Source organism: Sulfitobacter sp. SH22, assembly GCF_965641905.1.
Taxonomy (GTDB): Bacteria; Pseudomonadota; Alphaproteobacteria; order Rhodobacterales; family Rhodobacteraceae; genus Sulfitobacter.
In genome coordinates this window covers 1,793,014-1,817,115 of record NZ_OZ282573.1, presented here as the reverse complement: position 1 = coordinate 1,817,115, position 24,102 = coordinate 1,793,014, and the positions used below count along the sequence as shown (strand labels likewise).

Below are 24,102 nucleotides of genomic sequence, written 5' to 3'. Positions count from 1 at the left end.
GGCTGGTTTAGCGGCCCACAGCCTCGCGCCAGTGACGGCGGCAGAGCGAGACATAGGTCTCGTTCCCGCCGATCTGGACCTGCGCGCCTTCTTTGATGGCCTGGCCCCCGGCATCGCGACGGACCACCATCGTGGCCTTCTTGCCGCAATGGCAGATGGTGCGGACTTCGCGCATTTCATCTGCCAGCGCCAGCAGGGTCGCCGACCCCGGAAACAACATTCCCTGGAAATCAACACGCAACCCGTAGCACATTATCGGCACGCCCAGATCATCCACCGCGCGGGCCAGTTGCCAGACCTGATCGCTGCTTAGAAACTGCGCCTCGTCGATGAAGATACAGGCGCAGGGGCCTGCAACCAGACGGTTTTTTATCTTTTCGAACAGGTCTTCGCCGGTACCGAAGGTGTCGGCCTCCTGGCCGATGCCGATGCGCGACGCGATGCGCCCGTTGCCCGCGCGATTGTCGAATTGCGCGGTCATCAGATAAGGCACCATGCCGCGTTCCACATAGTTATGGGCCGCCTGCAGCAGCACCGTGGATTTGCCCGCGTTCATGGTCGAATAATGAAAATAAAGCTTTGCCATGGGTCTCTTTACAAGCAGTCGGGGCAGGCGTTCAAGATCAGGATGCTGATTGCGGGCAGGCGAGGGCAGGGGCGAGGTTTTGGGCACCGCTCCCGCCAATAATGCACCCGCGACCGCGCCGCTTAGTCGTGGCGCTGAACCAGAACAGACCCCACAGAATACCCCGCCCCAAAGGAACAGATCAGCCCGATATCACCGTCTTTCAAGTCTTTGGAATACTTGGAAAACGTGATGATCGACCCCGCCGACGAGGTGTTCGCATAGTCTTGCAGAATATTGGGCTGTTCGCCCGGTTCCGGCACGCGCCCCAACACCTTGCGGCCGATGAAATCATTCATCGACTTGTTGGCCTGATGCAGCCAAAGCCGTTTCAGATCAGCGGCTTCGACGCCCGCATCAGCCATATGGCCGGCGATATGGTCGGCGACCAGCGGCAAGACTTCCTTAAAGACCTTGCGGCCATTCTGCATGAATTGCATGTCGCGACGATCGGCGACGCCATCCGGGCGCGAGCGGCGCAGGAAACCGTTGTTGTTGCGAATGTTGTTTGAAAACTGCGTGGCGCAGCGGGTGGATTTGATTTCGAAATAGGGGCCGGTTGCATTCTCGGCCCGCTCAATCAACACGGCCGTTGCCACGTCGCCAAAGATGAAATGGCAATCGCGGTCGCGCCATTCGATATGGGCCGAACATATCTCGGGGTTGACGACCAGCGCCGACCGGATCGAACCGGACCGCACCATATCTGCCGCCGCCTGAATACCAAAGGTGGCCGACGAACAGGCAACATTCATGTCAAAGGCAAAGCCGTTGATTCCCAACAGATCCTGTATCTCGATCGCCACGGCGGGATAGGCGCGTTCAATGTTTGATGCCGCACAAATCACCGCATCCACATCGGCCGCCGTCTTGCCCGCATCTGCCAGCGCCTTTTGCGCGGCGTCCAGCGCCATTTCGGCCATCAGGCTGGGTTCATCATCCGACCGCTGACGCAACAGCGGATGCATGATGTGCGGGTTCAGGGGGCCGGTCTTGTCGATCACATAGCGCTGCTCGATCCCCGACGCCTTGACGATGAACTCTTCCGAGGAATGTTCCTTGGCGGCCACTGTGCCTGCTGCGATCTCGTCGGCATGTTCGGCGTTATAAAGATCGGCATAAGCGTTAAAGGCGACGACCAGTTCGGCGTTGGTGATGACCTGATCCGGCGTAAAAATGCCGCTACCGGTAATGGCGGGTGTGAACATTTGAAACCCTTTCTTTCAGTCAGACGATAAAGTCAAAGAAGCGCGATAAGGTCAAGTTATAGCAGGTGCTATCGGCGGAGGCGCAGCGATAATCGGTTGTAATGACGGGGATGTTTATAGCACTGTGTGTCAGATTCTGCCCCGCCCGGGCACCCAGACCGGAGACGTTATGACCCTGCCATCCCTGCTGCCACGCGGCGAACTTGATAAACTGGCCCATGACATGGGCACCGACAAATCCTCGCGGACGCATGACTATATGCGGCTCTACGAATTCCTGTTCAAACCGTTCAAGGACGAGGAGTTCTGTTTTATGGAGCTGGGCGTGGGTCTGCCCCGCATCAACGCCGCATCATTGCGGTCGTGGCGGAAGTTTTTCACCAAAGCGCGGATCGTCGGCGTGGACAATGACAAGCGGGTTGAGAAGTTTTCAGGCGATGAGTTCAAAATCCGCATTGGCGACGCGTCTGACCCTGCATTCCTGACCGAGCTGTCAGAGACCTACCAGCCGTCAATCGTGCTGGATGACGCCAGCCACAAATGGTCGCATCAGATCACCGCGTTCAAAACCATGTTCCCGCTGCTGCCTCCCGGTGGCCTTTATGTGATCGAGGATATCTTCACGTCCTTCCCGATGCCGATCAAATACGACGTCTACGCCGATCATCCTGAATCCTGCTGGACCTTCATCTCGCGGCTTCAGGCGGCCTTGGCCGGTTGCCAAACCGAATGGCCCGCCTTGAGTGTGGAGGAATCTGAACTGGTATCCTGGATCGACGCGGTGTTTCTAACACGCCGCACGGTGATCTTCGTGAAACGCGAAGCACAGCGCCCCGAGGAGATCGAACGGGTGGCGGAGTTGAGAAGGCGGCAGGGCGGCTGAGGGCAATAGCCTAGCCCGAGATCACGCCTCAGACACCGGAGTATCGCCTTCCCGCAGGAAGGCGATGCCCCTTGGATTACCCCTGCAACGACTTCACGCCAATCTCGTCTTCGGCTTGTGCCTTGATCGCCAATGCGGCGGCATAGGACCCCGCAGCGGTCGTGAAATACGGGATCTTATCATACAGCGCGATGGAGCGGATGGATTTGCTGTCTTCGACTGCTTGCGCGCCTTCGGTGGTGTTCATCACCAGATGGATCGCTTCGTCCTTCATCATGTCGGTGATGTCGGGGCGGCCTTCATAGACCTTGTTGACGATCTGGCAGGCGATGTCGTGCGAGGTCAACCATTCCGCCGTGCCACGGGTGGCCACGATGGTGAAGTCCTGCTCGAGCAGGATACGTGCGGCGGTCAGCATGTCGTCGGTTTTGTCCATGTCCTTGATCGACAGGAAGGCGCAGCCGTTGCGGGGCAGCGGGTTGCCGGCACCCATCTGCGCCTTGAGGAAGGCACGCGGGAAGTCGCGGTCCCAGCCCATGACTTCGCCGGTTGATCGCATTTCCGGCCCCAGCAGCGTATCGACACCGGGGAAGCGGGCGAAGGGCAGCACGGCTTCCTTGACCGAGAACCACGGCATGTTCGGATCGGCCAGCGTCATCGGATCACCCAGCGGCAGCACGTCGTCATAGGCGGCATCGGCATCGTAGGGCGCACGCAGCGGGAAGTTCGACAGCGGTTCGCCCGCCATGATCCGCGCCGCGATGGAGGCGATAGCTGAATCGGTTGCTTTCGCCACGAAAGGCACGGTGCGCGAGGCACGCGGGTTGACTTCGATCAGATAGATTTCGCCATCTTTGATCGCGAACTGGATGTTCATCAGGCCGACGACATTCAGCGCAAGGGCCAGCGCCTTGGTCTGTTTTTCGACTTCGGCAATGATCTCGCGCGACAGCGAATAGGGCGGCAGCGAACAGGCGCTGTCGCCCGAGTGGACGCCGGCCTCTTCGATGTGCTGCATGATGCCCGCGACATGGACATTCTTGCCGTCACACAGCGCATCGACGTCAAGCTCGACCGCGCCGGAGAGGTAGTTATCCAGCAACACGGGGCTCTTGCCCGATACGACAACCGCTTCGCGGATATAGCGTTCAAGGCTGGCTTGATCGCGCACGATTTCCATCGCGCGGCCACCCAGAACGTAAGACGGGCGGATCACCAGCGGGAAGCCGATGTCGGCGGCAATTTCCAGCGCCTCGGCGTCGGAATGGGCGATGCCGTTATGGGGCTGTTTCAGGCCCAGCTTCTTGACCAGATCGGCGAAACGTTCGCGGTCTTCGGCAAGGTCGATCATGTCGGGCGTGGTGCCCAGAATCGGGATGCCCGCGTCTTGCAGGGCTTGCGCGATTTTCAGCGGGGTCTGGCCGCCGAACTGGACGATCACACCGTGAAGCGTGCCGTTTTCCTGCTCGACGCGCATGATTTCCATAACGTGTTCAAAGGTCAGCGGCTCGAAATACAAACGGTCCGAGGTGTCATAGTCGGTGGACACGGTTTCGGGGTTACAGTTGACCATGATAGTCTCGTAACCCGCGTCGGTCAGCGCATAGCAGGCGTGACAACAGCAATAGTCGAATTCGATGCCCTGGCCGATGCGGTTCGGGCCACCGCCCAGAATAACGACCTTCTTGCGGTCGGACGGGCGCGCCTCGCATTCGACTTCGCCAAATGCAGGAGATTCGTAGGTCGAATACATATAGGGGGTTTGCGCTTCGAACTCTGCGGCGCAGGTGTCGATGCGTTTGAACACGGCCTTGACGCCAAGGTTCAGACGGGCGCGGCGCACATTGTCTTCGTCGCGGCCGGTCAGGATGCCAAGGCGGGCATCGGTAAAGCCCATCATCTTGAGCTGGCGCATGCCGGCTTCGGTCAGCGGCAGACCGTCCTTGCGCACGACTTCTTCGGCTTCGACGATCTCGCGGATGCGGGCAAGGAACCACGGGTCGAACATGGTCACGCTGTGGATGTCCGCGTCGGACATGCCATGGCGCATGGCCTGGGCGATGGTGCGCATGCGGTCAGGGGTTTGCTTGCTGATCGCCTTGACCAGGGCTGCCTGTTCGGGGGCACCGGGGATGTCGATTTCGTCAAAGCCGGTCAGGCCGGATTCCATCGACGCCAGCGCCTTTTGCAGGGATTCGTGGATCGTGCGGCCAATCGCCATCGCCTCGCCCACGGATTTCATCGCGGTGGTCAGGTAGGGTTCGGAGCCGGGGAATTTCTCGAAGGCGAATTTCGGGATCTTGGTGACGACATAGTCGATTGTCGGCTCGAAGGACGCAGGGGTCACACCGGTGATGTCATTGTCGAGCTCGTCCAGCGTGAAGCCAACGGCCAGTTTCGCGGCGATCTTGGCAATCGGGAAGCCGGTCGCCTTGGAGGCCAGCGCCGAGGAGCGCGACACGCGGGGGTTCATTTCGATCACGACCATCCGGCCGTCGGCAGGGTTCACGGCCCATTGCACGTTCGACCCGCCGGTCTCCACGCCGATTTCGCGCAAAACCGCGATCGAGTGGTTGCGCATGATCTGGTATTCTTTGTCCGTGAGCGTCAGCGCCGGTGCGACGGTGATCGAATCGCCCGTGTGTACGCCCATCGGATCGATGTTTTCGATGGAACAGACGATGATGGCGTTGTCGGCGGTGTCGCGCACGACCTCCATCTCGAATTCTTTCCAGCCCAGCAGGGATTCGTCGATCAGGATCTGACCCATCGGGGATGCGTCCATACCAGAGCGGCAGAAGAATTCGTAATCGTCGCGGTTATAAGCCACACCGCCACCGGTGCCGCCCATGGTAAAGGCAGGGCGGATGATCGCGGGCAGGCCGACATAATCAAGCGCTTCAAGCGCGATGGCCACGCCTGCGGCGAGGTCTTTTTTGCCGGCAGCATTCTTGGGGGCGGTGACGATTGTGGCTTTGGGGTTTTCAATCCCGAGGCGATCCATCGCTTCGCGGAAAAGCTGGCGATCTTCTGCCATTTCAATGGCTTCGCGCTTGGCACCGATCATCTCGACGCCGTATTTTTCCAAGACACCCATTTCTTCGAGCGCGAGGGACGTGTTCAATCCGGTCTGGCCGCCCATGGTGGGCAGCAGCGCGTCGGGGCGTTCTTTTTCGATGATCTTGGCGACGATTTCCGGGGTGATCGGTTCGATATAGGTGGCATCGGCCAGCCCCGGGTCGGTCATGATCGTGGCCGGGTTGGAGTTGACGAGGATGACGCGGTAGCCTTCCTCTTTCAGGGCTTTGCAGGCCTGTGCGCCGGAATAATCGAATTCGCAGGCCTGACCGATGACGATGGGCCCCGCACCAATGATCATAATTGATTTGATGTCGGTTCTTTTTGGCATGGTTCAGGCCCCCGGATATTTGCAAATTCTCCGCGTTATAGGCTTTGGGGGGAGAGGTGCAAGGGGGGATGGTCGCTATCTGGTCGGGTTTTGATTTCGGGGATGGCGGATTGGGGCGCTGCCCCAAACCCCGGGATATTTAAGCGCCAGAGAACGAGGGGCCCTGGGGGTGGGAATTCGGGTAGAGATAGTCGCGGGTCAGCGGGACGCTGCTGCGGTTTTTCGCGAGCTGGAATTGGTACACGCCTTGCATCCGGTCTTCGAATGCGATGAGGCAAATGGTGAAGTAGAATTCGAACATGCGGATAAAGCGGTCATCGTGCATTGCACGGATCTGGTCACGGGCGGCGTTGAAGCGTTCAAGCCAGTGTCTCAAGGTTTTGGCATAGTGCAGGCGCCAGATTTCGATGTCGGTCTGCCACAGCCCTGCGTATTCCATGGCACCGGCAAGTTCGGAGAGCGACGGGACATAGCCGCCCGGAAAGATGTATTTGTTCAGAAACGGATCATGGCGCGCAGGCGGGGCGGAGCGCCCGATGCTGTGGATCAGCGCCACGCCATCGGGGGCCAGCAGATCGCTGATGCGCTGGAAATATGTGCCGTAATTCGGCACGCCCACATGTTCGAGCATGCCGATGCTGACGATCCTGTCAAAGCTGCCCGATGTCTTGCGGTAATCTTCGAGGCGGAAGGAGATTTTATCCGACAGGCCCGCCTGCGCCGCGCGGGTGCGGGCGGTTTGCAGCTGTTTTTCGGACAGGGTGATGCCTGTGACACGGACGCCGTGATCGCGCGCAAGGGTCAGTGCCATGCCGCCCCAGCCGCACCCGATGTCGAGCACATGATCGCCCGGCCGCAGGCAGAGTTTGCGGATGATATGCGCCTTTTTCGCGTCTTGTGCCGCCTCGAGCGTCATGTCGGGATCGGGGAAATACGCGCATGAATATTGCATGTCGGCGTCCAGAAACAGCGCATAGAAGGCGTCGGATATGTCGTAGTGATGGGCGACGTTTGCGCGGGCGCGGTCAGGCCGGTTGCGTTGAATGAAACGCCGCATGTGATAGCGCGCAAGGTTCAGCGCGCGCAGCCACGCGGGAAACCCTGTGGTGCTGCGGTTGCCTTGCAGCAGTTTCAAGGTGTCGAGCAGCCCGAGGTCGGGAAAACCGATGCGTTCATCCATGTAGCCTTCGCCCAAGGCAAGCACGGGGTTCAGGCATAGGCCACGCAATATGGCATCGTCTTTGATGTGCAGGGTCGCGGTTTGCCCTGTGTCGGGGCCATAGTGGGCCGTGCTGCCATCGGCGAAGCGCACGATCAGGCGGTCGCGTGTCATAAGACCTTTCAGGAAATGGTCAAATGCACTGCGCCACATGGGGGTGGTCCTTTCTTGTCAGGCGGTGTCCAGAAACGCGCGTACCGATGCTTCGAAGGCGCGGGGGTTTTCAGCGTGCAGCCAATGTCCGGCACCCGGAATTTTGGCGAAATAGGCGTTCGGGAAAAGCGCCTTGATCTTGGGGCGGTGGGCGGCTTGCACATAATGCGACGTGCCGCCGGACAGAAAGAAGGTCGGGCCGTCAAAGGGGCCTGTCACGTCTTCGGGCCATCCCACGATATTGGGCATTTCGGCCTCGAGCACGTCGAGGTTCAGTTTCCACGTCTTGTTTGCAACGTCCAATGACTGCGTGAAAAAGCTTTGCAATGCGGGTTCGACCCCGGCGGCGGCCAGTTGTTCCTGCGCCTCGGAGCGGCGGGTAATTGTTTTCAGGTCAACGCTGCGCATGGCGTCGATGAACTCTTGCTGGCTGTGGTCATAGGCGACGGGGGCGATGTCGGCGACGATCAGGCGGCGGACCAGTTCGGGGTGTTGAAGGGCCAGCACCATGGACGTCTTGCCGCCCATCGAATGCCCGCAAACATCCATGGGCGCGCCGAATTGGCGAATGATCTGCGCCAGGTCGTCGGCCATTTCGGGGTAGGTTTGCGTGTCGCTGCGCGGGCTGTCGCCGTGGTTGCGCATATCAACGGTGATCACGCGGCGGGTGTCGGACAGGCGTTTGGCAATCACGCCCCAGTTGCGGCCGGAGCCGAACAAGCCGTGGACAATCAAAAGGGCGGGGGCATCTGTTGCGGTGCCATATTCTGAGAAACTAAGCATGGTTCCAGATTTAGGCCCATTGCGGCAAATGCACCAGAGTGTTTAGGATGCAATATGCTGGATCAGAAAGACGTTCACAAAAAAGCGCAGAGGGTGCGCCGCGAAATGCAGGCAAAGCTGGGTGTGCAGGGGCGCGATCTGGATCATGCGCTGCGCAAGGCCGGGCGCAGGTTGCCGGGTGATGTGCGCAAACAGGGAAACGCTTTGGCCAGGGCCGAGTTCTTCGCGCAAAATCCCAAGATGGCGCGGCGGTTGGATGCGCAATCGGTGGAAACGGCCTTTGACAGGGTGATGGCGCATCTTGAGAGTATTGACGCGGTCGAGGACCGCAGGGACCGCCTTTTGGGGGTTGCGGGGGCCGTTGCGTTTAACCTGCTGTTTGTGGTCGTGGGCTTTGTCGTTTTTCTGTGGTGGCGCGGTTACGTCTGACTGCCGTATTGTGCGTCAGTCACATGTTCGAGCCAGTCCACGGCCTTGCCGTCCAGCGCTTCTTGGATGGCAAGATGGGTCATGGCGCAATCGGGGGCGGCCCCGTGCCAGTGCTTTTCCCCCGGTGCGAACCAGACAGTATCCCCGGGGCGCAGGGGTTTGACCGGGCCGCCCTGGGTCTGGGCCAGACCTGCGCCTGACAGGACCACAAGCGTTTGCCCCAGAGGGTGCGTGTGCCATGCGGTGCGCGCGCCGGGTTCAAATGTGACGGTCGCCGCACGCATGCGGGCGGGATCGGGGGCTGACATGACGGGATCAAGGCGCACGGTGCCGGTGAAATAGTCGGGCGATCCAACCTCGGAGGGGCGGGAGCCTGTGGGTTTGATGTCCATCTGGGTGTCCTGATTTTTGAAAGGCTTGCTGGCAGGATCACGTGGGGCGGTGGCGATTGCAAGGGATCATCGGCTTTGGCGCAGATCAGCCGAAGGATTTTGAGGGTGATCCGGAGGAGGGACGTCAGAGAGATCACAGAGCGTCTTGGCGAGATGTGCAAAAAGGCCCCGCAGCGGATGCTGGCGGGGCCTTTTGTTTTTTGGTGGTGGAGGGGGCGCTGCCCCCGCCCTGCGGGCCCCCCGGGATTTATTTCCATTTGGAAGCGGGGGGCAGGTCAGGGATTACAGGTTCGGGTAGATCGGGAAGCGGGCGCAGAGCGCTTCGACTTCGGCTTTTACCTTGGTTTCGACGGCAGAGTTGCCATCGGCACCATTTGCGGCAAGGCCGTCGACGACTTCGATGATCCAGTCTGCGATCTGGCGGAACTCGGCCTCGCCAAAGCCGCGGGTTGTGGCAGCGGGGGAGCCCAGGCGGATGCCGGAGGTCACGGTCGGTTTTTCTGGGTCGAACGGCACGCCGTTTTTGTTGCAGGTGATATGGGCGCGGCCCAGTGCTTTTTCGGTATCGTTGCCTTTGACCCCTTTGGGGCGCAGGTCGACCAGCAGCAGATGTGTGTCGGTGCCGTGGGTCACGGTGTCGAGCCCGCCTTTGATCAGCTGGTCGCTGAGGGCCTGGGCGTTTTTGACGACCTGTTTGATGTAGGTTTTGAATTCAGGCTGGAGCGCTTCGCCAAAGGCGACGGCTTTGGCTGCGATGACATGCATCAGCGGGCCGCCCTGGATGCCGGGGAAGATGGCGGAGTTGAACTTTTTCGCCAGCGCCTCGTCATTGGTGAGGATCATGCCGCCGCGCGGGCCGCGCAGGGTTTTATGGGTTGTTGTGGTCGCAACATGGGCGTGGGGGAAGGGCGAGGGGTGTTCGCCAGCCGCCACCAGACCCGCAAAGTGGGCCATGTCGACATGCAGGTAGGCACCGACCATATCGGCGATTTCGCGCATACGCTTGAAGTCGATCTGGCGGGGAATGGCGGAGCCACCGGCGATGATCATCTTGGGCTGGTGTTCTTTGGCGAGCGCTTCGACCTGGTCATAGTCCAGCAGGTTGTCTTCCTTGCGCACGCCGTATTGGATGGCGTTGAACCATTTGCCCGACTGGTTTGGTTTCGCGCCATGGGTCAGGTGGCCGCCTGCGTCCAGCGACATGCCAAGGATCGTGTCGCCGGGTTGCAGCAAGGCTGTGAACACGCCCTGGTTCGCCTGAGAGCCGGAGTTCGGCTGGACGTTGGCAAAGCCGCAACCGAACAATTCGCAGGCGCGTTCAATGGCCAGATTTTCCGCCACATCAACGAATTCGCAACCACCGTAATAGCGCCGGCCCGGATAGCCTTCGGCGTATTTATTGGTCATCACCGAGCCTTGCGCCTCCATCACGGCGGCGGAAACGATGTTTTCGGAGGCGATCAATTCGATCTCGTTGCGCTGGCGGCCCAGCTCGTCTGTGATGGACTTGAAAATCGCAGGATCTGCTTGTGACAGGGATTTGGTGAAGAAACCGGACATAGGGTGTTCCTTTGAACAGAGGTATCAGTTGCGGGCTATCTAGCGGAAACCTTCCGCGGGGTGAAGGTCGTATTCCGCCGCAGCAGGCAACATAAACGGCAAAGCTGGTAGAGCGGTGGATAATGTGGTTCTTTCAGAGCTGAATATTCCCGATTGGAAACTTGTGCCCATGAAGATCGCCTTTACCGCCAGTCGCGCCGATGTCGCACAGGCCGCCCTGGATGCGCTGAGCAAGCGGTATGGCAATGTGCCGGCCACCGAGGCGCAGGTGATTGTGGCCCTGGGGGGCGACGGTTTCATGCTGCAAACCCTGCATGACACGCAGGCGTTGAACGTGCCGGTTTACGGGATGAACCGGGGCACCATCGGGTTCTTGATGAACGAATACGCCGAGGACGATCTGACCGAGCGGCTGGATGCGGCGGAGGAGGCGGTGATCAACCCTTTGGTCATGGTCGCGACCCATGCGGATGGCAGCACGTCCAAGGGGCTGGCGCTGAACGAGGTGGCATTGCTGCGCGAGGGGCCGCAAGCCGCCAAGCTGCGGATCAGTGTCGACGGGCGGGTGCGCATGGAAGAACTGGTGTGTGACGGCGCGCTTTTGGCGACGCCTGCGGGATCAACCGCGTATAATTATTCGGCGCACGGGCCGATCCTGCCGATCGGAGCGGATGTGCTGGCGCTGACGGCGGTTGCTGCATTCAGGCCCAGACGCTGGCGCGGGGCGCTTTTGCCGAAAACGGCGACCGTTCGCTTTGATGTGCTGGAGCCCGAAAAGCGGCCTGTGATGGCCGATGCCGATGGCATTTCCCACCGCCATGTGGTGTCGGTCGAGATCACATCGGACCCGACCATATCGCATCGTATCCTGTTTGATCCGGGCCACGGACTGGAAGAGCGGTTGATCAGCGAGCAATTCACCTGAGGATAATTTTTCGGAACCAAATCGGCGGTGCCACGTTTGTTTAACGAGACGCACAGAGACCTAGACGGTCTTTGACGCGCAGTGAAACAAGAAGGAGAACCGATATGAATTGGGATACAATCAAAGGTAACTGGAAACAGATGACCGGCAAGGTCAAAGAAGAATGGGGCGATCTGACGGATGATGATCTGACCGAGGCCGCAGGCGAACGCGACCAGCTGGTTGGCAAGATCCAGGCCAAATATGGCATCGCCAAAGAAGAAGCGGAAAAGCAAGTCGACAAATTCGTGTCAAAGCACAGCTGATCTGACTTGATCTAACGAAAGGGGCGGCTCCATCAGGGGCCGCCCTTTTTTGTTGTACCGTCGCCTATTGCACAAGAAAATACCGCGCAATCCCATAGACATACAGCGCAGAGAACATGATGTTCAGGTATTTCAGCTGTGGTTCTGTGCGCAGCCAGGCGCAATAGACCCATATCAGGCAAAACGGCAGGCTCAGCATCATCGCCGCCAATTGCCACCCCTGCACCAGACTGATTGTGCTGGAAATACCCAAACCGACAGCAGTCCATTTCAACTGCTGCTCAAAAGCTGCAAGCCGTAAAAGTATCATTCGAAGAAAAGCTTTCTGGAAACCAGCGCCGTGGACCCGGCGATCTGGTTTTCAATCTCTAGCCCAAGAGATGGCACCCCACAACAATTCTATGGTGCGCAGGCAGCGGGGGTGGGCGGCGAAGGGGCGACTGGCCTGTCGCTCCTTCGCGGACGGATTATCTATCCTGCGCATATCCGATGGTTTGCAGTGCGACTTTGATCTCGTCCAGAATGGCAGGATCGTCGATGGTGGCGGGCAGTTTGAACGGCTCGGAATCCGCCAGTTTGACCATGGTCGCACGCAGGATTTTACCTGACCGCGTTTTGGGCAGGCGGTCGACCACCAACGTCAGTTTATAGGCGGCCACGGGGCCGATCTGGTCACGCACCATCTGAACGCATTCGGCGGTGATTTCCGCATGGGGGCGGTTCACGCCCTTGGACAGACAGACGAAACCCATCGGTGCCTGACCCTTCAGCGCGTCGCTGACCCCGATCACGGCGCATTCGGCGACATCGGGGTGGGCGGCAAGGACTTCCTCCATCGCGCCGGTGGACAGGCGGTGACCGGCGACGTTGATCACGTCATCGGTGCGCGCCATGATGTATAGATAACCGTCTTCGTCGATCATGCCCGCATCGCCGGTCTCGTAAAAACCGGGATAGGTGGTCAGATAGCTTTTGCGGAAACGGTCTTCGGCATTCCACAGTGTGGGCAGGGTGCCGGGGGGCAGGGGCAGCTTGATCGCGATGGACCCGAGCGTGCCTGCGGGTTGCGCATGGCCTGCTTCGTCCAGAATTTGCACGTCATAGCCCGGCATCGGCACGGTGGGTGACCCGACCTTGACCGGCAATGCCTCAAGCCCCGCGGGGTTGCCCGCGATGGTGAAACCGGTTTCGGTTTGCCACCAGTGGTCATAGACCGGCACGCCCAGCTTTTCCTGCGCCCAGACGACCGTGTCCGGGTCGGCGCGTTCACCGGCCAGATAGAGTGCGCGCAAGCACGAGATGTCGTATTTGCCGATTTCCTCGCCCTTGGGGTCTTCGCGTTTGACGGCGCGGATGGCGGTGGGGGCGGTAAAGAAACTGCGCACGTTATGTTCTTGGATCACGCGCCAGAACGTGCCCGCATCTGGGGTGCCGACAGGCTTGCCCTCAAACACGATCGTCGTGTTGCCGTGGATCAACGGACCGTAACAGATATAGCTGTGGCCCACGACCCAACCGACATCGGACGCGGCCCAGAACACATCGCCGGGATCGACGTCATAGATGTTTTTCATTGTCCAGTTCAGGGCGACCAAATGGCCCGCCGTGTGCCGGACCACGCCCTTGGGCGCGCCGGTGGTGCCCGAGGTGTAGAGGATATACGCAGGGTGGTTGCCGTCGACGGGAACGCATTCGGCAGGTGTGACGCCTTGTTGGGCGGCGTTCCAGTCCAGATCGCGCCCTTGGATCAGATCGCAGGGGGACTGGTCGCGTTGCAGGATCATGCAGAAATCGGGCTTGTGTTCGGCCAGTTCGATGGCGCTGTCCAGCAGGGGTTTGTATTTGACGATGCGGTTGGGTTCCAACCCGCAGGACGCAGCGAGGATCGCCTTGGGGGTGCAGTCATTGATCCGCACGGCCAGTTCGTTCGCGGCAAAGCCACCAAAGACAACCGAATGCACGGCACCGATGCGGGCACAGGCCAGCATCGCCTCAAGCGCCTCGGGGACCATGGGCATATAGATGATGACGCGGTCGCCTTTGGTCACGCCATTGGCTTTCAGCGCCCCGGCAACAGAGGCCACACGGGTCTGCAATTCGGCGAACGTGATCTTGGTCTGGGTGCCGGTGATCGGGCTGTCGTGGATGATCGCCACCTGATCGGCGCGGCCGTTTTTCACATGGCGGTCCACCGCGTTATAGCAGCCGTTTACCTTGGCATCGGCAAACCATTCATACAGGTCATTGCCTTTGTCGAACATCGCTTGGGTCGGTGCCTGAACCCAGTCAATCGCCTTTGACTGTTCCAGCCAATAGGCTTCCGGATTGTCCTGCCAGTTTTTATACGTGTCGTGATAACCCATGTGCGGCTCCCTCCCGTGATCGCTTGGCTGAAGTGTTAGGGCACAGACGCAGGGCAGAGCAAGGTTCTTGCGGGGGCTAGGCTGCCATTCTGAAAGAAAGTTTACAGGTTTTGACAGGGCGGGGTTGAATGTATTTACAAAATTCTTCGAGCGGTGATGTCGAAAATGGACGTCTTTGTCGAATATCTGCCAGCACCGTTCCAGCGTTTGGCTAGAGTCAGAAACAGGGGCCGTATTCCACTGGCCCCTCGTCTTTAATCAAAGGTTTAGGACAATGGGTGACAAGATCGCCAACAAGAAGAAAAAGGCCAAAGCAGACGCGCGGCCAGCAAAGCAGCCAATGAGTGCAACGGCTGATATCAAGCCGGTTTTCGCAGCCAAGGGCGGTAAATCCGCGCGGTAATGCTGCTTTGCAAATCCGCACCGCCGTGCGGATAAAGTGATGATAGGTACGCCGCCCCGAAAAAGGGCGGCGTTTGTTGTTTCAGGCTTAGCCGTATGTGGTGACAGGGGTGCCGGCAATCGCGCCCACGTTCAGCAAGCCGCGTGCGGTGATCGACGACGATACGATATGGGCGCGGTTGCCCATCCCCATCAGGATCGGTCCGACTTCAAGACCGCCGCCCTTTATTTTCAGAATGTTACGCACGCCGGACGCCGCATCGGCATGGGCAAAGACCAGCACGTTCGCCGCCCCTTCCATCCGGTTGGAGGGCAGCAGACGGTTGCGCAGTTCTGCATCAAGCGCGGTGTCGATGTTCATCTCGCCCTCATAGCAGAAATCATGGTTGCCCTCGTCCAGCATGCGGATCGCGGCGCGCAGACGTTTGCCGCTGCCTTCGCCCTGGTTGCCGAACTGGCTTTGGGAACAGAAGGCGATTTTCGGCTCGATCCCGAAACGGCGGACGTGACGGGCCGCACCAATGGCGATTTCGGCGATTTGTTCGGGGGTCGGATGCAGATGCACCTGCGTGTCGGCGATAAACAATGGCCCGTCTTCGAGGATCATCAAGGACAAAGCACCATGCGGGCGTCTGCCATCGCGGCCCAACACCTGATCGATATAGTTCAGGTGCCAGCGGAATTCGCCGAAGGTACCACAGATCAGACTGTCCGCTTCCTCGCGGTAGACCATCACGGCACCGATTGCGGTGGTGTTGGTGCGCATGATCGCGCGGGCGATGTCCGGCGACACACCGCGACGGGCCATCAGGTTGTGATAGGTTTCCCAGTAATCGCGATAGCGCGGGTCGTTTTCAGGGTTCACCAGATCAACGGTTTCGCCAAGCTTGATGGTCAGACCGGCCTTTTCAATGCGCCGCTCGATCACCTCGGGACGGCCGATCAGGATCGGGCGTTCGCTGGTTTCCTCGACCATCGCTTGGGCGGCACGCAACACGCGCTCGTCCTCGCCTTCGGCAAAGACAATACGGCGCGGGGCGGCGCGGGCGGCCTCGAACACGGGGCGCATCAGCAGGGCGGATTTGAACACCGAACTGTCCAGCTTGCGACGATAAGCGTCCATATCCTCGATCGGGCGCGTCGCCACGCCGGTTTCCATCGCGGCCTTGGCCACAGCCGAAGACACGACACCGATCAGGCGCGGGTCGAACGGTTTCGGGATCAGGTAATCCGCGCCGAATGTCAGCTGTTCGCCCTGATAGGCGGCGGCGGCTTCGGCGGATGTGGTGGCGCGGGCCAGGGCCGCGATACCGTCGATACAGGCGATCTTCATCTCGTCGTTGATGGTGGTCGCACCGACATCCAACGCCCCGCGAAAGATGAAGGGGAAGCACAGCACGTTATTGACCTGATTGGGGAAATCCGACCGGCCCGTTGCAATGATCGCATCGGGTGCCACGGAACGCACAAGGTCGGGCATGATTTCAGGCGTCGGGTTCGCGAGGGCAAAAACAATCGGTCGGGGGGTCATTTTCTGAACCATTTCAGGGGTCAGGACACCGGGGCCGGACAGACCTAGGAACAGATCGGCACCGTCAATCACATCTTCGAGATTACGCAGATCGGATTTTTGCGCATATTCGGTCTTGATCGGGTTCATGTCGACCTCGCGGCCTTCGTAAACCAGACCGTGAATATCGCACAGCCAGACGTTTTCGCGTTTGACGCCCAGTTTCAGCAGCATGTTCAGACAGGCAATGCCCGCCGCCCCGCCACCGGTCGAGACGATCTTGATGTCTTCGAAGTTCTTTTTCGCCACGAAAAGCGCGTTCTTGACGGCGGCACCCACAACAATGGCGGTGCCGTGCTGGTCGTCATGGAAGACGGGGATGTTCATCCGCTCGCGGCAAATTCTTTCGACAGTAAAACAGTCGGGGGCCTTGATGTCCTCAAGGTTGATCGCGCCAAAGGTCGGTTCCATTGCGCAGACGAGATCAGCCAGCTTTTCAGGATCGTTTTCGTTCAATTCGATATCAAAGCAGTCGATATTGGCGAATTTCTTGAACAGGACGGCCTTGCCCTCCATCACCGGTTTGGAGGCCAGCGCACCGATATTGCCCAGCCCCAAAACGGCCGTGCCATTGGTGACCACGCCCACCAGATTGGCGCGGGTGGTGTAGAGCGCTGCCGTGGAGGGATCGGATTTGATCTCGAGGCAGGCTTCGGCGACGCCGGGGGAGTAGGCGCGGGCCAGATCGCGACCGTTGGCCAAAGGTTTTGTCGCACGAATTTCCAGCTTTCCGGGTTTCGGAAAGGCATGATAATCAAGCGCGGCTTGGCGCAGGTTGGGCGCATCGGTCATAATTTGGTGTCCTTTTGGCGAATGGTTTAGCGTTAAACTAAATTTCCAGCCGCGCCAACATCACATTTGACGTAACGTCGAAAGGCCAGCCGGGTTGGGGGCCAGCCCCCTGCGCGGCAAGCCGCACATCCCCCGGAGTTTTTCTGGCAAAATGAAGGCAAAGGTTTTTTATTCTTTTGCCATCGCAACTTTGAGTAAAGCTTTTTATAGTTTCGTGAACGGAGGCCCCATGACACAAGATTTACGAGAAAAAGCCAGTGCAGTTCAGGCCAATGCCTATGCACCCTATTCGAATTTTCAGGTCGGTGCGGCGCTGCGCGGGGTGTCGGGCGCGATTTATGTCGGCTGCAATGTCGAAAACGTTGCCTATCCCGAAGGGACCTGTGCCGAGGCCGGTGCCATTGCCGCTATGGTTGCCGCGGGCGAGACGGAATTTACCGAAGCCTATGTGATTGCAGGAAGTCCGATACCGGTCAGCCCTTGTGGGGGGTGTCGGCAGAAGCTTGCGGAATTCGGCAAGGGGGATGTGCGCGTCACCATGGGGACCCTTTCAGGTGTGGAAGACGCCATGACTTTGACCGAGCTTTTGCCGGGGGCGTTTGACCGTGCCCATATGGAAACCTGACCTGTGAACGCACGTACCATTCTGGCCAAGCTACGGCACCGGCAGTCGCCCAACCGCGACGAGCTGGTCTGGTTTGCGCAAGCGCTGGCCGACGGGCGCGTGAGCGACGCGCAGGCCGGTGCGTTTGCCATGGGGGTGTGTCTGGTCGGTCTGAGCGATGTGGGCCGGGTGGCGCTGACCCTTGCGATGCGCGACAGCGGTCAGGTTTTGTCATGGGATTTGCCCGGGCCGGTTCTGGACAAGCATTCCACCGGCGGGGTGGGCGATTGCGTCAGCCTGATCCTTGCCCCTGCTTTGGCGGCCTGCGGGGCCTATGTTCCGATGATTTCCGGGCGCGGTCTGGGCCATACGGGGGGCACCTTGGACAAGATGGAGGCGATCCCGGGCGTATCAACGCAAATGGACGAGGCGCAGTTGCGGCGTATTGTCGGCAAGGTCGGATGTGCCATTGTTGGGGCCACGGGGGACATCGCGCCCGCGGACAAGCGGCTTTATGCGGTGCGTGACGTTTCATCGACCGTGGATAGCATGGATTTGATCACCGCCTCGATCCTGTCGAAAAAGCTGGCTGCTGGGCTGCAAGGGCTGGTGCTGGACGTCAAGGTCGGCAGTGGTGCCTTTATGAAGGACCTTGAGCAGGCGCAGGCATTGGCCACGGCCTTGACCAAGACGGCCAATGCCAGCGGCTGCCGGACGACGGCGATCATCAGCGACATGAGCCAGCCTTTGGTGCCCAGCCTTGGCAATGCCTTGGAGGTGGCCGAGGTCATGCGGGTGCTGACGGGGCAGACAAAGGGGCCGGTTGTTTCGGTTTGCGCCGCTTTGGGCGGGGTGTTGCTGGCCAATGCGGGGTTGGCCGGTGATGTGCAGACAGGGGCCGATGCCATTGTCAAAGCCATCCGCAGCGGACGCGCGGCAGAGCGGTTTGGGATGATGATTGCTGCGATGGGTGGGCCAGTAGGATTCATTGAGAACTGGAACCGGTTTTTGCCGGAAGCGACAATTATTGGCGAAGTGCCCGCAGCCGAGACCGGATATATCACGGCCATTGATGGCGAGGCTTTGGGCATGGCGGTTGTCGCCCTTGGCGGCGGGCGTGTGCTGGAGACGGACGGGATCAACACCTCGGTGGGGTTGTCGGATGTTGTGCGGCTTGGGGCCAAGGTCTCAAAGGGCGGTCCCTTGGCGGTTATTCATGCGGTGCGCACAGGCGATGCGGAAAAGGCGGCGCAGGCGGTGCGCGCTGCGATCACGATTTCGCCGAAACCCGCAAAAGTACCGGACCTTATTCTGGAGCGGGTGGGCTGATGGCGCGGGCGTTTTTGGTTGTTATGGATTCAACCGGCATCGGGGGGGCACCTGACGCCGACGGGTTTTTCAACGGGGCCGTGCCCGACACCGGATCGAATACCATCGGGCATATCGCGCAGGCCTGCGCCGAGGGGCGGGCCGAAGAGGGGCGTTCGGGGCCGTTGCGCCTGCCCAATCTGGTGGAGATGGGACTGGGGGCTGCGACCGCGCTTGCCAGCGGGTTGCGGGCGGACAGCCTGTCGGGGGAGGTGCGCGGAACCTGGGGGGCGGCCACCGAGGTGTCGCGCGGCAAGGACACGCCGTCGGGCCATTGGGAACTGGCCGGGCTGGTGGTGCCTTGGGAATGGCATTACTTTAAAAATGTGACGAATTCCTTTCCGCCGCAGTTGGTCGCGCAATTGGCGGAGTTTGCCGGTGTTGACGGGATCTTGGGTAATTGCCATGCGCCCGGCACGGCCATCATCGAGCAATTCGGGTCCGCGCATATCAAAACCGGCTTTCCGATTTGTTATACATCAGCAGACAGCGTGTTGCAGATCGCGGCGCATGAGGTGCATTTCGGGCTGGACCGGTTGATGGCGCTTTGTGCCAAGATCGCGCCGATTGCCCATGAGATGAAGGTGGGTCGCGTCATTGCACGGCCCTTTGTCGGGGATGCGGAAACCGGGTTTGTGCGCACCGGAAACCGCCGTGATTTCGCGATTGAATTGCCCAAACCGGTGCTGAGCAACTGGGTGCAGGACGCAGGCCGGCGTGTCTATGCGGTGGGCAAGATCGGCGATATTTTTTCGATGTCGGGGTTTGACGAAGTGCGCAAAGGGTCTGACGAGAGCTTGATGCGGCATCTGGCTGATCTGGTGGAAGACGCGGAAGACGGCAGCCTGATATTTGCGAATTTCGTCGAGTTTGACAGCCTGTTTGGCCACAGGCGGGATGTGTCTGGCTATGCGCGCGCGCTGGAATGGTTTGATGGCGAGATCGGCAAGATCAGATCAATGCTGCGCGATGGCGACATTCTGGTGCTGACGGCGGACCACGGGAATGATCCGACATGGATCGGGACCGACCACACCCGCGAGCGGGTTCCGGTGTTGGTCGATGGTCTGGGCAAAGGCAGCTTGGGATTGATCGGTTTTACAGATGTGGCCGCTTTGGTGGCGCATCATCTGGGGGTGGCTGTTCCGGGCTAGCGGTGAATGGGGGCCAGCCCCCATCGTGGCAAGCCACGATTCCCCCGGAGTTTATTTTGCAAAATGAAACGGGATTGCTGTGGCGTGGTTGCGGGGCATGGCGTTTCAAGGCAAGACTCGGATCAAGCAAAATGGAGAGTGCCGCTATGTCCTATACATCTGAAAACCTTACGGTCGTTGATCACCCGTTGGTACAGCACAAGCTGACCATCATGCGCGACAAGGAAACCCCCACGGCGGTGTTCCGGCAGTTGTTGCGCGAAATCAGCCAGTTGTTGGCCTATGAGGTGACCCGTGGCATGCCGATGACCACAAAGAGTGTCGAGACACCGATGCAGTCGATGGAGGCTCCGACCCTGGCTGGAAAGAAGCTTGCCTTGATATCGATCCTTCGGGCGGGCAACGGGCTGTTGGACGGCGTGCTTGAGTTGATCCCGTCGGCGCGGGTCGGCTTTGTGGGCCTGTACCGTGATGAAAAGACGCTCAAGCCGGTCAAATACTATTTTAAAGTGCCCGAAGGATTGGATGACCGTTTGGTGATTGTTGTGGATCCGATGCTGGCAACCGGCAATTCTTCGGTCGCGGCCATCGACATGCTGAAAGAGACCGGCGCGAATAATATCAGGTTCTTGTGCCTGCTGGCGGCACCCGAAGGGATCAAGCGCATGCAAGAAGCCCATCCTGATGTGCCGATCGTCACTGCGGCGGTGGACGAAAAGCTGAACGAATCGGGATATATCGTGCCCGGGTTGGGCGATGCGGGCGACCGGATGTATGGGACAAAATAATGGCTGAAAAGTGGCGGGAATGTGTCAGGGGCGCTTTACTCTGAACGGGTGATGACGCATTGTTTGAGCGATATTTCGTGCTGGGGGCGCAGATGAAGTTTACAAGAATTGTCGCGATTGCTGTTATCTTGGGGTCTGTGGGCATCGGTGCCTTGCAGGCCCAGTCCTTCCGGGACCAGCCCAAAGAATACCCGCCCGCGTCTTATAAGGGCAAGCAATACGTCGACAGCAGCGGGTGTGTGTTCATCCGTGCAGGCATTGACGGCAACGTCACATGGGTGCCGCGGGTGTCGCGCAAGCGCGATGGCGTCTGCGGCTTCATACCCACCAATGTCGGCACTGCGGCGGCATCCCCTGCATCGCAAGGGCCGGCACCTGTTCAGATAACGCTGGATAACGCGTCCACACAATCAACACGTCGCGTTGCGGCTGTGCAGCCGCGCCCTGTCCCCCAGACACGGCGGGTCCAGCCGGTCGCACCTCAGGTTGTGCGGCAAACGGCCCCGCGCCCTGTGGCCGTGGCACCTGCAATCGTGGCAACGGTCCCTGCCGCAGCGCCCCTTTCCGGTGGCAACTGCCCCGGACGATCGGCGCTGAGCCAGCGCTATTCGGGGGGATCGGGTCTGCCTGTACGCTGCGGACCACAAGCCCACCGCATCGTGGGCGCGCAAGCCACCACAACGCGTGGCGGTGCCGTGCAATACCCGTCGGCGGCAGGGACGGTCGCTGTTTCCCCGACAACCCGCATTGTGCCCAAGCATGTCGCAATCAACCGCATCAATACATATAATAACGTGCAGGTTCCCAACGGGTACAAATCCGTCTGGGAAGATGACCGGCTGAACCCCAAACGGGCCGAACAGAACCTGGCTGGCCGGACCCAGATGCTGTTGATCTGGACCAACACCGTCCCGCGTCGTCTGATCAATCAGACCACAGGTCAGGATGTGACGGCTAAAATGCCGTTGATCTATCCTTATACGTCGATTGATCAACAGCGCCGCGAAATGGGCGAGGTCACCTTGCTTGCGCGCAACGGGCAACTGGTCAAGCGGATCGTGCGTAAACCCGGTGGTGCGCCGGTTCTGCGTGAGCCGACCTATTCCAGCCGTTCCGCCGCCAAGCCGGTTGCAGCGGCACCTGAGAAACGCGCGCAGGTCCAGAACGGGGGCAACACCTATGTGCAGGTCGGGACATTCCTGAATGCGGCCAATGCACAGCAGACCGCACAGCGTATCGCCCGCATGGGCATGGGCGCGCGGATCGGCAAATCGACCCGCGGCGGCAAGACATATCTGTCCGTTCAGGCGGGCCCGTTTCCAACGTCGTCTGCGCCCCATGCGCTGGGCAAATTGCGCGGCGTCGGATACCGGGATGCCTATATCCGCTAAACCCTAGCGATGGTGTGACATATCTGGCCAGTCGGTGATGATCCGGCTGGCCATTTCTTTTGCCCATTGCGCATAAATCTGCGGGCCGGGGTGAAAGCCGTCGATTGCCATCTGCGCAGGGTCCAAGGGCAGATCAAAGGGGATATGGTGGCGATGGGTTTCGCCGTGCAAGGATTTGGCCAAGGCCTGATCAAACCGCGCGGCTTGCCGGCCCAATGTCCAGCGCAAGGGCTGTGGCAGGACGGGAAACAGACCCAAAGGCGGTACGCCGGACATATACAAAAGCCGCGGCGCAAACAGCTGGTCGATCCGCTTGCGCAACACCTGCTGCTGGCTTTGCCAACGGCCAAAAGGGACAGCATGGGTCACGTCATTTACGCCCAAGGCCGTGACCACAACATCGACCGGCGCATGGGCCTGATCCTTTAGGGCCTTCAGCGTGCTGGCGGTCGTGGCACCGGTCTTTGCAACAAGCCGCCATTTCACGGTGAAATCCTGCGACAGCTGCGCGGCCAGTTGCCCTGCCAACGCCTGATCCTGATGGTCGACACCGACACCCGCCGCAGATGAGTCGCCCAGGATAAGCAGCGACAGTTCAGGGCCGGACCCGATGGTCCCTTCGCGGGGGCCTGCGGCCTCGGGCAGTTGTAAGGCGCGGGCACGCACCCCGATGGCTTGGGTCAAAAGGACGGGCGACAGGGCAAGGCGCAGGGTGAAATCCAGCATCAGCGGCGATTACCCGCCGCAGATGTTTTGCAACCGCAGCCAGTCGGCGTCATTGATCAGCGGGGCCGTGTCCTTACCTGCCATCGGGTCGCCTTCGATCAGCGCCAATGTGGTTTCCCCCGTGATATCAAGGGCTTCGGCATAGGGGGTGCTGTGCAGTTTTTCCGCGCCAAAGCGGGCCAGCAAGGCCTCGACCGGTGCGGGGGTGGGTCGGGCGGCCATCAGGTTCTCGGCATAGCTTTCGAGCGCGGCATCCGACACTTCGCCGGTGGTCAGCAAACGGAAGTTCTCGCGGATGCCCACATCGGCCAGCATGTCGCGCAGGGGGTCGCTTTGCGCCCGTTTGACCACCTCTGACAGGATGAAGCCGGCGGCGACATCGGGGGATTCATAATCCTCGAAGACGGTTTTGTTCAGCACGATCAACCCGCCGGGCAGGTGGATGCTGTCGCGGGTCATGGCGGGCAGCACCGCAAGCGGGCCGGCAGACAGCCGCGTGCCAAGCTTGGTCAGGGCGGCACGGCCGCGCGGGTTGGTACAGGTGTTGCCGGATACCCGTTCGATCTGGCGCAGCAACGCCGCCCCGATCGAGGCGCGTTTAACCATGGGGACCACTTTGAGCGTGTGATCCTGCATGGCACCCGGCAGCCAGAACAGCGCCAGCGCGATCACTGCAAGAAGCGACCCCAACACGCCGATCAGGCGCAAACGGCCGGGGCGGGGGCGGTTGCGTTCTACGGCGCGGCGCAGGGTTTCGATGGCATCAATCATCGTGTCTTCGGTTTCGGCGATCTCGAGCGTTTCCGACGGGTCGCCGTCGGGATGGAACACGGCGGGGCGGGTGCCCGGATTGGCACGCGCAACCGCTGCCAGCGACCAATGCGCGATGGCCTGATCCTTCATATCGGAAATCACCAGCGTCGCATCCCCGATGGACACGATCACCTCGCGGCGTTGATCCTCGGGCTTGGCACGCCAAAGGCCCGTCGCTTCGATCCGCGCGTATTTCGATAGGGCCGTCATGAGCTGGGATATACTGCCTAGTTGTTTCGC

At 60.1% G+C, this 24,102-nt stretch carries 22 protein-coding genes; 10 read left to right on the top strand and 12 right to left on the bottom strand.

The features are described from left to right. Positions 1-7: 7 nt before the first annotated feature. The gene (locus ACSQ13_RS10855) at positions 8-586 is read right to left on the bottom strand and encodes a thymidine kinase (RefSeq protein ID WP_176250497.1); all 579 of its coding nucleotides are present in this window, start codon (positions 584-586) and stop codon (positions 8-10) included. 122 nt (positions 587-708) lie between these two features. Then, the gene (locus ACSQ13_RS10850) at positions 709-1,833 is read right to left on the bottom strand and encodes a beta-ketoacyl-ACP synthase III (protein ID WP_176250496.1); all 1,125 of its coding nucleotides are present in this window, start codon (positions 1,831-1,833) and stop codon (positions 709-711) included. 169 nt (positions 1,834-2,002) lie between these two features. Between ACSQ13_RS10850 and ACSQ13_RS10845 the strand changes: the two genes are divergently transcribed. After that, entirely contained in the window at positions 2,003-2,716 is a 714-nt protein-coding gene (locus tag ACSQ13_RS10845) for a hypothetical protein (RefSeq protein ID WP_176250495.1), read from the top strand. A gap of 76 nt (positions 2,717-2,792) precedes the next feature. Here ACSQ13_RS10845 and carB read toward each other — a convergent pair whose 3' ends face one another. The 3 genes from carB to ACSQ13_RS10830 all read right to left on the bottom strand — a co-directional run bounded on the left by carB (position 2,793) and on the right by ACSQ13_RS10830 (position 8,280). Then, positions 2,793-6,125, bottom strand: a complete 3,333-nt coding sequence (gene carB / locus ACSQ13_RS10840) for a carbamoyl-phosphate synthase large subunit (RefSeq protein WP_295509245.1) — start codon at positions 6,123-6,125, stop codon at positions 2,793-2,795. Between the two features lie 139 nt (positions 6,126-6,264). Then, positions 6,265-7,497, bottom strand: a complete 1,233-nt coding sequence (locus ACSQ13_RS10835; RefSeq protein ID WP_295509242.1) for an SAM-dependent methyltransferase — start codon at positions 7,495-7,497, stop codon at positions 6,265-6,267. Positions 7,498-7,515: 18 nt separating this feature from the next. Continuing rightward, positions 7,516-8,280: an alpha/beta fold hydrolase gene (locus tag ACSQ13_RS10830; protein WP_176250492.1), complete on the bottom strand. Its 765-nt coding sequence runs from the start codon at positions 8,278-8,280 to the stop codon at positions 7,516-7,518. A gap of 54 nt (positions 8,281-8,334) precedes the next feature. Between ACSQ13_RS10830 and ACSQ13_RS10825 the strand changes: the two genes are divergently transcribed. After that, the gene (locus ACSQ13_RS10825) at positions 8,335-8,709 is read left to right on the top strand and encodes a hypothetical protein (protein ID WP_176250491.1); all 375 of its coding nucleotides are present in this window, start codon (positions 8,335-8,337) and stop codon (positions 8,707-8,709) included. On the opposite strand, the gene ACSQ13_RS10820 is transcribed toward ACSQ13_RS10825, so the two are convergent. Both ACSQ13_RS10820 and glyA read right to left on the bottom strand, forming a co-directional pair. Then, complete coding sequence (locus tag ACSQ13_RS10820; RefSeq protein WP_176250490.1) at positions 8,700-9,101, bottom strand: (R)-mandelonitrile lyase; 402 nt, start codon at positions 9,099-9,101, stop codon at positions 8,700-8,702. The genes ACSQ13_RS10825 and ACSQ13_RS10820 overlap by 10 nt on opposite strands. A 282-nt stretch (positions 9,102-9,383) precedes the next feature. Further along, positions 9,384-10,661: a serine hydroxymethyltransferase gene (gene glyA / locus ACSQ13_RS10815; protein ID WP_176250489.1), complete on the bottom strand. Its 1,278-nt coding sequence runs from the start codon at positions 10,659-10,661 to the stop codon at positions 9,384-9,386. A gap of 169 nt (positions 10,662-10,830) precedes the next feature. Between glyA and ACSQ13_RS10810 the strand changes: the two genes are divergently transcribed. After that, on the top strand, positions 10,831-11,586 hold the full coding sequence (locus tag ACSQ13_RS10810) for an NAD kinase (RefSeq protein ID WP_176250818.1): 756 nt from the start codon (positions 10,831-10,833) through the stop codon (positions 11,584-11,586). Between the two features lie 104 nt (positions 11,587-11,690). Then, complete coding sequence (locus tag ACSQ13_RS10805; protein ID WP_176250488.1) at positions 11,691-11,891, top strand: CsbD family protein; 201 nt, start codon at positions 11,691-11,693, stop codon at positions 11,889-11,891. A 64-nt stretch (positions 11,892-11,955) separates the two neighbouring features. Here ACSQ13_RS10805 and ACSQ13_RS10800 read toward each other — a convergent pair whose 3' ends face one another. Both ACSQ13_RS10800 and ACSQ13_RS10795 read right to left on the bottom strand, forming a co-directional pair. After that, positions 11,956-12,201, bottom strand: a complete 246-nt coding sequence (locus ACSQ13_RS10800) for a peptidase (protein ID WP_176250487.1) — start codon at positions 12,199-12,201, stop codon at positions 11,956-11,958. Positions 12,202-12,358: 157 nt separating this feature from the next. Beyond that, a complete protein-coding gene (locus ACSQ13_RS10795; protein WP_295509235.1) occupies positions 12,359-14,254 on the bottom strand; it encodes a propionyl-CoA synthetase in 1,896 nt (631 codons plus the stop codon). A gap of 274 nt (positions 14,255-14,528) precedes the next feature. Between ACSQ13_RS10795 and ACSQ13_RS10790 the strand changes: the two genes are divergently transcribed. Next, complete coding sequence (locus ACSQ13_RS10790) at positions 14,529-14,657, top strand: malic enzyme (protein ID WP_176250485.1); 129 nt, start codon at positions 14,529-14,531, stop codon at positions 14,655-14,657. 87 nt (positions 14,658-14,744) lie between these two features. Here the strand turns inward: ACSQ13_RS10790 and ACSQ13_RS10785 are convergent, their stop codons facing one another. Beyond that, positions 14,745-17,018 carry an NADP-dependent malic enzyme gene (locus ACSQ13_RS10785; protein ID WP_176250484.1) on the bottom strand — a complete coding sequence of 758 codons (2,274 nt, stop codon included), beginning with the start codon at positions 17,016-17,018 and terminating at the stop codon, positions 14,745-14,747. Between the two features lie 229 nt (positions 17,019-17,247). Here ACSQ13_RS10785 and ACSQ13_RS10780 point away from each other — a divergent pair, with 229 nt between their 5' ends. From ACSQ13_RS10780 to ACSQ13_RS10760, 5 genes are all read left to right on the top strand, one after another. Next, the gene (locus ACSQ13_RS10780) at positions 17,248-17,643 is read left to right on the top strand and encodes a cytidine deaminase (RefSeq protein WP_176250483.1); all 396 of its coding nucleotides are present in this window, start codon (positions 17,248-17,250) and stop codon (positions 17,641-17,643) included. Positions 17,644-17,646: 3 nt separating this feature from the next. Then, the gene (locus ACSQ13_RS10775; RefSeq protein WP_176250482.1) at positions 17,647-18,951 is read left to right on the top strand and encodes a thymidine phosphorylase; all 1,305 of its coding nucleotides are present in this window, start codon (positions 17,647-17,649) and stop codon (positions 18,949-18,951) included. Further along, positions 18,951-20,144 (top strand): phosphopentomutase, encoded by a 1,194-nt coding sequence (locus ACSQ13_RS10770; protein ID WP_295509230.1) that lies wholly within the window; start codon positions 18,951-18,953, stop codon positions 20,142-20,144. Before ACSQ13_RS10775 ends, ACSQ13_RS10770 begins: the two co-directional genes overlap by 1 nt. A 146-nt stretch (positions 20,145-20,290) precedes the next feature. Then, positions 20,291-20,932, top strand: coding sequence for a uracil phosphoribosyltransferase (upp, locus tag ACSQ13_RS10765; protein WP_255200206.1), 642 nt, complete (start codon positions 20,291-20,293; stop codon positions 20,930-20,932). 92 nt (positions 20,933-21,024) lie between these two features. After that, positions 21,025-22,323: an SPOR domain-containing protein gene (locus tag ACSQ13_RS10760; RefSeq protein WP_295509226.1), complete on the top strand. Its 1,299-nt coding sequence runs from the start codon at positions 21,025-21,027 to the stop codon at positions 22,321-22,323. Between the two features lie 3 nt (positions 22,324-22,326). On the opposite strand, the gene ACSQ13_RS10755 is transcribed toward ACSQ13_RS10760, so the two are convergent. Beyond that, the gene (locus tag ACSQ13_RS10755) at positions 22,327-23,049 is read right to left on the bottom strand and encodes an SGNH/GDSL hydrolase family protein (RefSeq protein WP_295509223.1); all 723 of its coding nucleotides are present in this window, start codon (positions 23,047-23,049) and stop codon (positions 22,327-22,329) included. A 9-nt stretch (positions 23,050-23,058) separates the two neighbouring features. After that, positions 23,059-24,072: a hypothetical protein gene (locus ACSQ13_RS10750; protein WP_176250477.1), complete on the bottom strand. Its 1,014-nt coding sequence runs from the start codon at positions 24,070-24,072 to the stop codon at positions 23,059-23,061. Positions 24,073-24,102 lie beyond the last annotated feature (30 nt).

Coding starts and splice junctions, on each gene's coding strand:
- carB (WP_295509245.1), bottom strand. CDS start 6,125: ATGCCAAAAAGAACCGACATCAAATCAATTATGATCATTGGTGCGGGG.
- ACSQ13_RS10790 (WP_176250485.1), top strand. CDS start 14,529: ATGGGTGACAAGATCGCCAACAAGAAGAAAAAGGCCAAAGCAGACGCG.
- ACSQ13_RS10850 (WP_176250496.1), bottom strand. CDS start 1,833: ATGTTCACACCCGCCATTACCGGTAGCGGCATTTTTACGCCGGATCAG.
- ACSQ13_RS10830 (WP_176250492.1), bottom strand. CDS start 8,280: ATGCTTAGTTTCTCAGAATATGGCACCGCAACAGATGCCCCCGCCCTT.
- ACSQ13_RS10835 (WP_295509242.1), bottom strand. CDS start 7,497: ATGTGGCGCAGTGCATTTGACCATTTCCTGAAAGGTCTTATGACACGC.
- ACSQ13_RS10750 (WP_176250477.1), bottom strand. CDS start 24,072: ATGACGGCCCTATCGAAATACGCGCGGATCGAAGCGACGGGCCTTTGG.
- ACSQ13_RS10780 (WP_176250483.1), top strand. CDS start 17,248: ATGACACAAGATTTACGAGAAAAAGCCAGTGCAGTTCAGGCCAATGCC.
- ACSQ13_RS10825 (WP_176250491.1), top strand. CDS start 8,335: ATGCTGGATCAGAAAGACGTTCACAAAAAAGCGCAGAGGGTGCGCCGC.
- ACSQ13_RS10795 (WP_295509235.1), bottom strand. CDS start 14,254: ATGGGTTATCACGACACGTATAAAAACTGGCAGGACAATCCGGAAGCC.
- ACSQ13_RS10845 (WP_176250495.1), top strand. CDS start 2,003: ATGACCCTGCCATCCCTGCTGCCACGCGGCGAACTTGATAAACTGGCC.
- ACSQ13_RS10800 (WP_176250487.1), bottom strand. CDS start 12,201: ATGATACTTTTACGGCTTGCAGCTTTTGAGCAGCAGTTGAAATGGACT.
- ACSQ13_RS10805 (WP_176250488.1), top strand. CDS start 11,691: ATGAATTGGGATACAATCAAAGGTAACTGGAAACAGATGACCGGCAAG.
- ACSQ13_RS10855 (WP_176250497.1), bottom strand. CDS start 586: ATGGCAAAGCTTTATTTTCATTATTCGACCATGAACGCGGGCAAATCC.
- ACSQ13_RS10770 (WP_295509230.1), top strand. CDS start 18,951: ATGGCGCGGGCGTTTTTGGTTGTTATGGATTCAACCGGCATCGGGGGG.
- ACSQ13_RS10820 (WP_176250490.1), bottom strand. CDS start 9,101: ATGGACATCAAACCCACAGGCTCCCGCCCCTCCGAGGTTGGATCGCCC.
- ACSQ13_RS10785 (WP_176250484.1), bottom strand. CDS start 17,018: ATGACCGATGCGCCCAACCTGCGCCAAGCCGCGCTTGATTATCATGCC.
- glyA (WP_176250489.1), bottom strand. CDS start 10,661: ATGTCCGGTTTCTTCACCAAATCCCTGTCACAAGCAGATCCTGCGATT.
- ACSQ13_RS10810 (WP_176250818.1), top strand. CDS start 10,831: ATGAAGATCGCCTTTACCGCCAGTCGCGCCGATGTCGCACAGGCCGCC.
- ACSQ13_RS10760 (WP_295509226.1), top strand. CDS start 21,025: ATGAAGTTTACAAGAATTGTCGCGATTGCTGTTATCTTGGGGTCTGTG.
- upp (WP_255200206.1), top strand. CDS start 20,291: ATGTCCTATACATCTGAAAACCTTACGGTCGTTGATCACCCGTTGGTA.
- ACSQ13_RS10755 (WP_295509223.1), bottom strand. CDS start 23,049: ATGCTGGATTTCACCCTGCGCCTTGCCCTGTCGCCCGTCCTTTTGACC.